Here is a 3,799-nt window from a genome sequence, read left to right on the forward strand (position 1 = left end):
GTACATGATGCATGAAACCCGATTCTTTTGTCGAATACCATTGTCATGCTGAGAATTCTTTTTAATTTTCTAAATATACTAATAACTAAATATCATTGTAAGCGGATACATACCATTCGTCAACATATTTTCACTATTTTATTAAAGTAACTGGCTTTTGGATATAATCTTTAGATAATTCTTTTATAGGTGTCTCTTCTTTTACTATCTCTCCTTTTGCTGTTATACTCTTACCACTTTCATCTTGAACTGCTTTTACTTTTAACTCGCCTGGCGGAAGCTGTTCATCCATTGTCCAAAAAAGCCATTCCAACAAAGGTTTTTCGAAAAAATCAAATTTCCGATTTTCACCCCTTATTTCATATAGCCTTATTACATCTTTTATTTTTCATTTACAGTGAATGATGGTGTTTATTTTGAATTGTTGTTAGGTGAAATAATTTTAGAACAAGAATTTGATTTATTACTTTTTTCCTTTGGGCCTTTATGTACTTCTGCTTTCGCAACATTGTAATTCTTTTGCTTCGAAGTACACCCTAACAATAAAACTGAGGATAAAACTAAAACAACAAAATAGTGTATTTTCATTTTATGGCAGTTCGTTGTACCATTCGTGATTGTTGCAAGAAGAGAACGAAAGATGATATCATCCCTCGGAACAAGGGATTACGAGAGTTCTATGATAAGAAACGTGAAGAAGGAAAGCCCTTTAAATAAGCGACTTTCCAAGATCTAGCCTAGTTTAAAAGTATAACTAAATAGCATGAAATATTTTAAGTGTTCATTGAAAAATGTTGACAAACTATTAGCTGGTTTAGCACCATAAGAAAAAGAGCTGTCAAAGCAACTCCCTTTTGTATAGTGACAATAAAAATGTTTCATTTACAATAAAGTCATTTAAAATTAAACAAGGAATTGTAAAATATGTCTAGAAGATATTAACATAAACTACATAATTCTATAGGTAACTGAAAACCTACATCTTTTTTTATGGTCTTTTTACACTATCTACCTATAGGGGATAATATCCAACTCACCCATTTCTACGTAAAGAAGAAATCATGCATATTTAAGCTGAACATTACTATCGATCAACTGTAACTGATACTGCTGAATTAATTCTATTAATTGCTTACTATATATTCTCTCACCTTCTTCATTTTCTATCGTACTGTACCCAGCTTCTTGTAATGCCAGAGCCTGCTCCATATATGTGTTGGAAGAAAACAATCCATGCTTTCTGTAACGAGGATTTTCAGATAAGAATAAACCCCTGAAATCATCTTTAATGGTCTGATTATAAAACTCATTCGTACTTAAATTCGCTGTTTTCTCGTTCCAATTATAGCTTTTGATTCCAAAAAGATTATGATACTTCGTTGATAATTGTGACCTTCCCCAATTCGATTCCAGTATAGCTTGTGCGATTGTAATAGAAGGCAGGATTTTGTACGCTTTATAATTAGAGATCGCTGCCTCTTCAATACTCTCGATAAAATATCGTTGCATACTATTGTTATTGTTTTTCGCTGCTATGTCCCCTTCACTAGATAATTGCTTCAGGAACGAACCAACACGCTTTTTTTGCTTTTGATTGTATTTCATATCCTTGGTCACTTGTTGCATATCCTTTAATATATAGTCATTCTCCCTTTTTCCTATAAAACGAGCTGTAATGCTTTTTATTTCATTTTTAGATACAGAATTAAGACCATATTCAGTATGTACGACCGCGGCTACGTTTCGCCAATCTACTTGTACTTTCCCATGGCTTGTTTCATCGACAATCATTTGAATTTCTTTGATTTTCTCTATTGGAATAGCAATCTCTTTAACAGACGCGAAGTAAATCAACGCCACTAGTAAGATACTTGCCACAAATGCTACTTTTCCGTTTTCCATCTTGTCTCTCCTTCCCATTTAACATCATTTATATATTTGTTATTTAATGCTGCATTCTTCTTTCATTCATTATCATAACTTCCTTATGTCACAGCAATATAACAAACAAAAAAAGCATCCCTAAAAAGGTGATGCTTTCAAGCTAAATTCAAATGAAACCATATACTAAAACTAATATACGAATCCTCTAGCTTCACTTCATACGACAATTCATTTTCATCTAAAATAGTAGCCACAATAGATAGGCCTAGTCCTGTTCCTGAGAATGTTTTGTTTCTCGATTCTTCTATCACATAGAAAGAATCCCAAATTTGAGTTAAATGCTCTTGCTGTACACGGGTTGTCTTATTTTTGATTGTACATTTTAATTCGTTATCTCTATCATTCGTTAGTAATATTTCGAAATAGTCTTCTTCGCCGTACTTGATAGCGTTGCTAATCAAATTATGAAATACGATCTCCATTTGACTCAAATCTTCTTCAATACTAAAATTCTCAATTGAATCAAGATTGCTCCTTACATGTAAATGATTGTTCTGTAAAGTAATTTTATATTGGGCTATAACTTTTTGAAGAAGCTCTCTTAAATCAAACTTTGATTTGTTCACTTTCATCGCTTGCACTTTAGACAGTTTTATTAAATAATCGACCATTTCAGAGGTATATGTTACTTGTTCCAGAATGACATCCGTATATGTTCCATCATCTAACCCATCTTGTATCCCAATCGTATAGGCTTGTATTAATGATAACGGTGTTTTTACTTCGTGCGATATACTAGATATCAACGTGTTCAAGCTTTGGTTTTTCTTTACTAGCTCAGAATGGGCATTTTTCAAGCGATTACTCATCTCATTAATGCTATAAGACAATTCCTCAATTTCATCACCTGATTTAATCTCGACTTGTTTAAAATTCAGATTGGAAATGTCCTTCGCTACACTCTTTAATTTCTCTAATGGTGTAATAATTTTTTGAGAGAAATATGCGACCAACAATAAACTAATGATAATGCCTAGTAGAATGGAATATAAATTCAATTGATTTACAATTTGTAAAGCATCCGTATTATGCACAACCACTGTTCCTAGCAAGATCAACTGATTCTCCTGCTCATATAATACTGTTAATAAGCTGGACTTCAGTTTCCCTTGATTGAATAACAGTTTGACCGTTTGCCCTTTAGCTACTTTTTGTAAAGTCTCATCTGTAATCCAAAATTTATTCAGTACGACTTTATCCTTAAACAAAGCAAATTGAACATTATCATTGATCGCTTCCGTGCTACCATGATTCTCAACCATTACAATTGTAACGTTATTATTGTTCTCAATTCTTTGTTCTGCTTCTACTAATTCTTCTATACTCAAGTTCTGCACTTCAAAATAAATGGAGGTGAGCCTTTGTTTCATTTTATACAAGTAATAATCAGACGAGAAATAATTATTCAATAAATAAGATATACCGAAGACTAACAGCATAATGATGCTTACCATCATTAATAGTTTCTTGCTTATTTTATTCATTTTTATCATAAAAACTATATCCTGTTCCTCTGTGGGTGATAATATGCTCCGCTCCAATTTTGTCACGCAACCTATTGATGTGAGTATCAACCGTCCTTTCTTCGCCGACATAATCCATGCCCCAGACTGACGGTAACAAAACTTCCCTAGACAAAACCTGTCCTTTGTTTTCGTATAAGTATCGCAGTAAATCAAACTCTTTTTTATAAAGAGTCAATTCTTCCCCCTCCCTAAAGACTTTCTGCCTTTGTAAATCTATCTTTAAATTCCTTATTTCGATCAACTTCTCCATACGTAATATTTTCTTGACTCTAAGAATCAAAATACGGGGATCGAATGGTTTTCTGAGATATTCATCCGCTCCAATATCC

At 32.8% G+C, this 3,799-nt stretch carries 4 protein-coding genes and 1 pseudogene; 1 reads left to right on the forward strand and 4 read right to left on the reverse strand.

Annotation, left to right across the window (positions count from 1 at the left end):
• Positions 1-133: 133 nt before the first annotated feature.
• A complete protein-coding gene (locus AC1DUW_RS23120; RefSeq protein ID WP_161804910.1) occupies positions 134-292 on the reverse strand; it encodes a hypothetical protein in 159 nt (52 codons plus the stop codon).
• A 296-nt stretch (positions 293-588) separates the two neighbouring features.
• On the opposite strand from AC1DUW_RS23120, the pseudogene AC1DUW_RS23125 reads away from it, so the two are divergent.
• Positions 589-714, forward strand: a pseudogene (locus AC1DUW_RS23125) (IS110 family transposase); the annotation flags it as partial.
• Between the two features lie 345 nt (positions 715-1,059).
• On the opposite strand, the gene AC1DUW_RS23130 reads toward AC1DUW_RS23125, so the two are convergent.
• The 3 genes from AC1DUW_RS23130 to AC1DUW_RS23140 all read right to left on the reverse strand — a co-directional run.
• On the reverse strand, positions 1,060-1,902 hold the full coding sequence (locus tag AC1DUW_RS23130; protein WP_477643557.1) for a glycoside hydrolase family 73 protein: 843 nt from the start codon (positions 1,900-1,902) through the stop codon (positions 1,060-1,062).
• Positions 1,903-2,039: 137 nt separating this feature from the next.
• Positions 2,040-3,437: a HAMP domain-containing sensor histidine kinase gene (locus tag AC1DUW_RS23135; protein WP_053345556.1), complete on the reverse strand. Its 1,398-nt coding sequence runs from the start codon at positions 3,435-3,437 to the stop codon at positions 2,040-2,042.
• Positions 3,421-3,799: response regulator transcription factor (locus AC1DUW_RS23140; protein WP_477643558.1), on the reverse strand; the 379-nt coding region annotated here is incomplete at its 5' end. The genes AC1DUW_RS23135 and AC1DUW_RS23140, both read right to left, overlap by 17 nt.

This window comes from Peribacillus sp. P4_C12, from assembly GCF_056402095.1.